The sequence below is a fragment of the Clostridium vincentii genome, from assembly GCF_002995745.1.
Taxonomy (GTDB): Bacteria; Bacillota; Clostridia; order Clostridiales; family Clostridiaceae; genus Clostridium; species Clostridium vincentii.
The window spans coordinates 121,677-129,659 of sequence record NZ_PVXQ01000006.1 but is presented as its reverse complement, the minus strand read 5'-3'; the positions used below and the strand labels follow the sequence as shown (position 1 = coordinate 129,659).

Below are 7,983 nucleotides of genomic sequence, written 5' to 3'. Positions count from 1 at the left end.
TATGTGGATTAAAAGGATTTGGAGATATTAGTTACAATTAAGAGTAAAAATGCTTAAGGGAAGTTATAAATATATACTGTAAAATAATGGATAATAAAATAGTTGCCCACTTTTACTTGACTCAATCCATGATATACCCCCTAGTTTTTCTCATTAATTTTAATGATATCATTTATCTATACATCAGCACAATATTTCTCTTGATATTTTCCAAATATAAAAGTAGATAGCCGAAACTATCTACTTTTATATAATCCTATAATTAAAAATTCCGTTCAAAAATTTCTATCTTCTTAGGATCTTCAAAATCCTTTAAGGAAGTAATTCCTATTCTCCCTAAGACCTCATCCATTACATGACTATGAGTTGCTACCTTTACTGGAGATTTATACGCAGCTTTATCCACAGCTTCTTTCCCTTTCTCTTTATCAATTAATTTTTTAGGTCCACCTACACAACCTCCAACACAACCCATACCCTCTAGGAAGGTTGCATCAATTTCTCCATTCTGAGCTTTCTTTAAAAGTTCCCTGCACTCTGGAACCCCATTTGCTTGAACTGCTTTAAAATACTTATACTTTTCTGGATATAGTTCTTTAACAATATCTCCTATTGCCTCAGATACTCCTCCTGTTCTTGCATATAGTCTACCACCTCTAGAAGCATATTCTAAAGCTGGAATTCCCTTCATTTGAGCTGGTTCAATACTTAAGGCATCAAATATAACCTTTAACTCCTGAAAAGTTAAAACATAATCTACATCTCCTACTAAATCCTTATCCTTTGCTTCTGATTTCTTAGCTATACAAGGGCCGATAAATACAACCTTTATATCTGGAGATAATTGTTTCAGAACTCTAGCCATTGCAATCATTGGCGAAACAGATGGAGATACATGCTTAACTAAATCGGAATAAACCTTCTTCAACATGCCTACCCACATAGGACAGCAACAGGAGGTGATAAGTAAATCTTCTTCATTATTTACATGTTTATCAAATTCTACAGATTCTTTAATTGACAGCATATCTGCTGCAAAAGCTACTTCTATCATATCTGTAAATCCAGCTTTAATAAAAGATTCTCTTAGCATATCCAAATTAACATCTTCTCCGAACTGACCACTTATAGCAGGAGCGACAGCTGCAATAACCTTCTTTCCACTTTTTAAAATTTCTGCAATTGGAAGGAATTGAACAGCATCCATATACTTTCCGCTATCACAAGCTTTAACACATTCTCCACAGGACAAACAAATGTCGTAATCTATGTATTTATTATTGTCTATGGGATTCACTAATATGGCATCAAACGGACAAGCACTTACACATTTAGCCTCTCCTCCATCCTTTGTACATTCATTTCCACATTTTTGTATTTTACTTACAATATCCTTTTTAACAGAATGCATAGTTATAGCTTTCTTTAAATTGTATATGAAATCCTTTTCTTCAAAATCCACTTCAACTCCACAAAGATTAGCGATAACCCTTTGAGCCTCTTTTTTATCATTGAATTTATTTTCTATTATATACTTTATTGTATCTTCAAAATCTCCATTATAATAAGCATCCACTAAGCCTTCGAATATTTCTTTATATTGATCTTTCACTAAAACACCTCCATTGAGTTGAACTATGTAAAAAAAAGAAACACTTACATGTGTTTCTTTTTTATCTATTTATATTTTAAACATATTATAGATTTTTTATTACATAATTTAATAATTTTCTTTGAATACTTCAAAGTAGCCTTGTGGATGTGCACATGCAGGGCAAGCCTTTGGAGCTTCTACTCCTTCATAGATATATCCACAATTAATGCACTTCCAAAGAATTGATTCATCTTTTTTAAATACTTTTCCTTCTTCTATATTCTTTGTAAGCTTGTTATATCTTATTTCGTGGCGTTCCTCAACCTTTGTAATTTCTCTATATACTGCTGCAATTATTGGATAACCTTCTTCTTCTGCAACCTTTGCAAAGCTTGGATAAAGATCTGACCATTCTTCATTTTCTCCAGCTGCTGCTGCCTTTAAATTCTTTACAGTTTCCTTATGAAATGCTACAGGAAAAGTTGCTTGTATTTCTATAGTTTCATCAACAAAGTCTTCCTTAAGAAATTTATAGAATCTCTTAGCATGCTCTTTTTCTTGATCTGCTGTTTCTGTAAATATGTTTGCGATTTGAACAAAACCTTCTTTTTTTGCAATGCTAGAATAATAGGTATACCTCATTCGTGCTTGTGATTCTCCTGCAAATGATTTCATTAAATTTTCCGCTGTTTTGCTTCCTTTTAAACTCTTCATACCTTTACCTCCTAATATTTATAATTGTTTCTATTGTTCTACTAAAATTATAACATTATATAGAATATTTTATATTATTTTACCTTATTCATGTTAAAATTTCAAGGCTTTATATGGTTTTAACTATTTACTTGTAAATTATACTAATATATTTAGAAAATTTTTTATTTCATCTTCTTCTAAATAAATTTGTCCTAAAGTCCCATGTTTTATATCCACTTTCCTTAAGGAGTGAAAATCCGAACCTGCAGTATAAATTATGCCTTTCTCCCTTGCTACCTTAATAAATCTTTCAGTATCATTTTCTCTATTTCTATAATACTTAGCTTCTATTCCATCAAATTCAAGTTCTATTAACTTATCGAAAACATCATATTTTATTAACGTGGGATGAGCTAGAACTACTTTTGCTCCATAATAATGCAAAAATTCTATCCCAGCATTGGTAGTTAGCTTTCCCCCTTCATTTCTAAAACTTATATTTCCGTTATTCTTCATTTGACATTTCTTAAATTGGCCTTTGTTTATATTCTCTAAAGTAGTATTAAATTCTTCACCTTCATATATGTCCCTGTAGAAATATCCTAATATATGAATTTTATTCCCCTTATATCTTGTAGATAATTCTATTCCTGGAATAACTTTTATCCCATGTATTTTACCAACTTTTATCGCTTGTTTATTTCCACATACAGTATTATGATCCGTTAATGCAATTATGTCCAGATGCCTTTTTTTAGCTAAAATCACTATTTCTCCTGGTTTTAATTCTCCATCAGACTCCGTGGAATGAACATGAAAATCGCCTTTCTTATACACAGACCCTCCTAAAATTTTATTAATTTTTTCTTATAAAATCTAAGAATATTTTATTAAATGCCCCTGATTTCTTACTTGATACGAAATGATCTCCACCCTTAATAATAACAAGTTTACTATTATTAATTGATTTACTAATTAATTTAGTGCAACTCTCTTTAATTAAATCATTTTCTCCTGCAATTACCAATGTAGGTATAAATATTGTTTTTAGTTCCTCTTCTTTAAAGCAAGGTTCTTTTATCATCAGTCCTATTATCTCTTTTTTCTTGTTAAAGGAAATTAAACTGTAGATACCATATTCAATTACTATAGGGATTCTAGCAAACATCTTTATATCTTTAGGTTGTAAGTTAGCACCTACTAAACTCAATGTCTTTATCTTCTTTGGATTTTTCATTGCAATTTTTAGTGCTACATTGCCACCATCACTAAAGCCTAATAGATGAATCTTATCTATATTTAATTCCTTAATCACCTTTAATACATCCTTAGCCATTAATTCCAAGGATAGTCCTTCCTCTCCAAATGAGGACTTACCATGGCCTCTACTATCCATTACTATTACTTTATACTTTTTTGAAAATTCCCTAATCTGGGGTTTGAAATAACTTGAGTCTTCACCATTCCCATGTAAGCATAGAATAGGTTCCCCCTCGCCATGTACTTCATAATATATATTTGCACTGTTACATCTTATATATTCATTTTCCATTGCTATTATCTCCTTTTTATCTTTATTGCCATGCAGATCTCATTGACTTTTTATGATAATAATTTTATCATAATCTATAGAACAAAATAATCAATCATTTTTTACAGGAGGTATTATGGCTACTACATTATTATTAGTAAGACATGGTGAAACTAAATGGAACAAATTAGGCAAATTCCAAGGTTCTCAGGATATAGAATTATCTGATGAAGGTATTTTCCAAGCACAATTTCTCAGAACTAAACTTGAGAATTCCTTTGATTATATTTATACAAGTCCCTTAAAAAGAGCTGTAGATACTGCAAAAGTAATATGCTCTAACACAGATAAAAAGCTTGAATTAGAGCCAGCTTTAAGAGAAATAGATTTTGGTGAGTGGGAAGGCCTTACTATAACCGAAATTAAAGAGTCTTACCCAGATAGCTTTAAGATTTGGAGAGATGATAAAATTGATGCCCCTTTATGCGGTGGAGATTTAAGCATAAGGCTGGCAAGCATTCGTGCTAAGGAAGGTATATTAAATCTTTTAAATAAACATAAAAATAAAATAATAATAATTGTTTGCCACGGTGGAATTATTAAGGCAAGCTTAATAGCATTGTTCGATTGGAATATGTCTATGTACCATAAGATGAATTTAGGAAATACCTCAATATGCAAGCTATCCTTTAATGATGAACTATACCCAAAATTAGTGACTTTAAATGATACAAGTCATCTTCCTCATGACTATAAAATTAAATCCTATGTTTAATTATTATAATTAAAGAGCAGATACCATTATATTGTGGCATCTACTCCTTAGTGTTTTGACCTTTATAAAGGCTATTGTATTTATATTTTAATAAATTTTGTATTTTATTAATAACATCTTGTCTATCTTTAATGTCTTCGAAAAGTAGATAACTCTATTTTTTATAATATTTCTAAAAATTACACAAAAAAGTTCTGAATAACAGAACTTTTTTTTGCATTTGTTCCTATTCTCAGGTAAAAATTACTCTAAAAGTTATATTTTAAACTTTTCAACAGTATCACTCAAGGTTTTAGCCATCTCCTCAAGATAGGATGATTGATTACTAACCTCATCTATTACAGCCAATTGTTCCTCTGTAACTGCTGAGGAATTTTCACTATCCCTAGATAATTGTTGTGTGTTTTTATTTATAGATTCCATAGATTCATTTATATATTTTATTTGAGTTGAAACATCTTCAATATAATTTACAATATTAGTTGTTGAACTTTTAATATCTTGATTAGAATTATAAATATCTTTAAATGCTATTTCAACTTTTCCCGCTAGATTTGTATTTGCCTGAATTTCATTCATTGCAATTTCTGCTTCTAATGAGATTTTATTTGTTCCATTTTGAAGATCCATTATTATGCTTTCAATTTCTTGTGTTGCAGAGGTACTTTGTTCTGCAAGATTCCTTACTTCCTCTGCAACAACTGCAAATCCTCTTCCTGCTTCTCCTGCTCTAGCAGCTTCAATTGATGCATTAAGCGCTAGAAGATTTGTTTGTTCTGCAATACTGCTTACCATATCAAGAACTTGCCCTATCTTTAATGAATTTTCATTTAGATTTCTTGTTTGATCCTTAAATGAGTAAATCATAGTATTTATGTTTTTAATTTGTTCAATCATAGTAGTCAATGTTTCTTTACCCACATTTGTATTAGAATCTGCTACTTCAACACGTTGTTTTAAATTCACAACATTATTAAGAGTATCTTGAATATTGCTATTAACTTGACCAATCTTCTGAAAGGTTTGGTCAATTGAATTTGCTTGAATATTTGCAACTTCGTTAACAGAATTAATAGACTCTACTACAACATCATTAGCCCCTTTACTTTGGCTCATATTTATTGCTAAATCTGTAGATGCTTGTGTTACACTAACAATACTTTCTCTAACTATACTTATTGTTGAATTTAGAGACTTCTTCATATCCATGAAAGTGTGTTCTAAAATATTTAATTCATCATTAGTATTCTTATTTTCTTCAGATTTTTTATCAGTATTTCTTAAATCCCCATTAGCTATTTCCTGAGCTATTTCCTTAAGTCTTATAAGCCTTCTGCTTATGCTACTAGAAAATGTTATTGAGTATACTAAGCATGCTATTACAATAACTAAAAGTAATGCCATAGCCGCTATTATATTTATACGGAACGATTTATCTATTTCTTCCTGTACAGTTTTCATATAATTAACTTCATTAGATAATAATTCTCCATTAATTGATTCAACATATTGAACTTTTTTCTCCGCTGAATTATAAGAATCTGAGGATTTCATTGCTGTTTCACTGTTTTTATTATATATTATTGCATTATTACAATCGATTTTAGTATTTATAATTAAATTTTTAAGAATGTTATAAGTACTGATACTTTCATCAGATTCAATAGTATTATCTAAATAATTACATATATCCTCTATTTCTTTCCAATGATTGTTAATTTCATCTAAATCTTCCTGCTTATTATTTGTAAGATAATTTCCTGTAAGATCAACCATGGCCACTGAGATTTCCTTCAATCTTCCTTCTTTCATTGTATTATCAATTAATACTGTATACTTTTGATTATTACTGTAACTTTTATAAATAGAAAATATATTTATTACAAAAAGCGATACTATTACTACTATAAAAGTTGTCATCATTCTTGCTTTAATACTTCTATTACTAAGTGCTTTTATATTTACACTGCTCATCTTTTTCATAATTATAATTTCCTCCTAGCTTTCACTTTATTGTTTAGGTCTTTGGTCTTCTGGTACATTTTTATATACATCCTCAAAGGACTGAAAATTATACTTTACAACGGTATCCACCATATTCTCTTTAGTTACAACAATTGGGTCTAAATAATATGCCTGTACATCTATTTTTCCATTAAATATTTTATTATTTGCTTCAACAGTTTCTCCCTTTGCCATTTTGACAGCTAGTTCTGCAGCCTTACTTGCCATTTCGTTAGTTGGTTTATATATTGTCATTAGCTGTTTCCCCTCTACTATTCTTTGGCATGCTGAAAGTTCTGAATCTAATCCTGTTACAGGTATCTTGCCCACTAGGGAGAACTTCTCTAATGCTGCAATTGCCCCAGATGCAGTTCCATCATTCGCACAAACTATTCCTTGAATATTACTATCTGTAGTCAAAAGATCCATTACATTGTTATAAGCTTCCTCAGCCTTCCAATCTGTAGAGTATTTATCCATCACTATATTAATAGAATCTTTATTACTCTCTAGCACTTTCATTGCTCCAGATCTAAATAATATAGCATTATTATCTGACGGAGATCCTCCTACATAAGCTACATTTCCACTTTTAACATTTTTCAATAATTCTTGTGCTTGTAATTCTCCAGCTTTAAAGCTATCAAGCGCTACATATAAATCCACATCACTGTTTTTTATTAATCTATCATATGCTATAAGCTTTATGCCTGCATTGTGAGCTTTCTCTGCTGCCTCAGCGGTAACTTCACCATCATGTGGAGCTACTACTAATACGTTTACCCCTTCCGCAATTAATTGGTCTATTTGTGCTAATTGTAATCTGTCATCACTGTTTGCTTGCTCTACTCTTACTTCTGCTCCAAGTTCCTTAGCTCTACTAATAAAAGCATCTCTACTTACTTTCCAAATAGGTTCTTTTAAAGAATCCATGGAAAATCCAATAATAACCTTTTCTCCAGCCTTTAACTTATTATTTAATCCTAAAGAATCAATATTTTCCTCGTAACTATCTAATTCATAATTGCTTAAATCTTTTGTCACTGCTTTATTATCTGTCTTTGAGGGTCCACACCCTAAAAGTGATATTGATAACGACAATGTTAGTATTACCCCTAATGTTTTTGGTATTTTCTTAAATAGCATAAGCTTCTCAATTCCTCCCTAATTTTCATATGTTTATATTTAAATATTATATTACTATAATAAATTTATTTTTTTAATATCTTTTCCTATTAGAACTGTATTCTTTAGTTTACTACAAATTCTACAACTGGCTAAGTATACACTATCTATGAAAAGGTTTTAAGCAACCCCAGTTATTGTTCTATTGCTTTTACTAAAAAATAGAAGTATACTATGACCAAGGAGTCATATGACTAG

Annotated in this window: 7 protein-coding genes; 1 reads left to right on the top strand and 6 read right to left on the bottom strand. The window is 30.3% G+C overall.

Annotation, left to right across the window (positions count from 1 at the left end; genetic code table 11):
* Positions 1 to 262: 262 nt before the first annotated feature.
* The 4 genes from CLVI_RS04495 to CLVI_RS04480 all read right to left on the bottom strand — a co-directional run bounded on the left by CLVI_RS04495 (position 263) and on the right by CLVI_RS04480 (position 3,842).
* Positions 263 to 1,612, bottom strand: a complete 1,350-nt coding sequence (locus CLVI_RS04495; protein ID WP_106058928.1) for a [Fe-Fe] hydrogenase large subunit C-terminal domain-containing protein — start codon at positions 1,610 to 1,612, stop codon at positions 263 to 265.
* 108 nt (positions 1,613 to 1,720) lie between these two features.
* A complete protein-coding gene (gene rbr / locus CLVI_RS04490; protein WP_106058927.1) occupies positions 1,721 to 2,308 on the bottom strand; it encodes a rubrerythrin in 588 nt (195 codons plus the stop codon).
* A 138-nt stretch (positions 2,309 to 2,446) separates the two neighbouring features.
* Positions 2,447 to 3,127 carry a PHP domain-containing protein gene (locus CLVI_RS04485; RefSeq protein ID WP_106058926.1) on the bottom strand — a complete coding sequence of 227 codons (681 nt, stop codon included), beginning with the start codon at positions 3,125 to 3,127 and terminating at the stop codon, positions 2,447 to 2,449.
* 19 nt (positions 3,128 to 3,146) lie between these two features.
* Positions 3,147 to 3,842: an alpha/beta fold hydrolase gene (locus CLVI_RS04480; RefSeq protein ID WP_106058925.1), complete on the bottom strand. Its 696-nt coding sequence runs from the start codon at positions 3,840 to 3,842 to the stop codon at positions 3,147 to 3,149.
* Positions 3,843 to 3,957: 115 nt separating this feature from the next.
* Between CLVI_RS04480 and CLVI_RS04475 the strand changes: the two genes are divergently transcribed.
* A complete protein-coding gene (locus tag CLVI_RS04475) occupies positions 3,958 to 4,596 on the top strand; it encodes a histidine phosphatase family protein (RefSeq protein WP_106058924.1) in 639 nt (212 codons plus the stop codon).
* A 255-nt stretch (positions 4,597 to 4,851) separates the two neighbouring features.
* On the opposite strand, the gene CLVI_RS04470 is transcribed toward CLVI_RS04475, so the two are convergent.
* Together CLVI_RS04470 and CLVI_RS04465 are read right to left on the bottom strand one after the other, a co-directional pair.
* A complete protein-coding gene (locus CLVI_RS04470) occupies positions 4,852 to 6,579 on the bottom strand; it encodes a methyl-accepting chemotaxis protein (RefSeq protein ID WP_106058923.1) in 1,728 nt (575 codons plus the stop codon).
* Between the two features lie 27 nt (positions 6,580 to 6,606).
* Positions 6,607 to 7,746 (bottom strand): sugar ABC transporter substrate-binding protein, encoded by a 1,140-nt coding sequence (locus tag CLVI_RS04465; protein ID WP_106058922.1) that lies wholly within the window; start codon positions 7,744 to 7,746, stop codon positions 6,607 to 6,609.
* Positions 7,747 to 7,983: the final 237 nt, after the last annotated feature.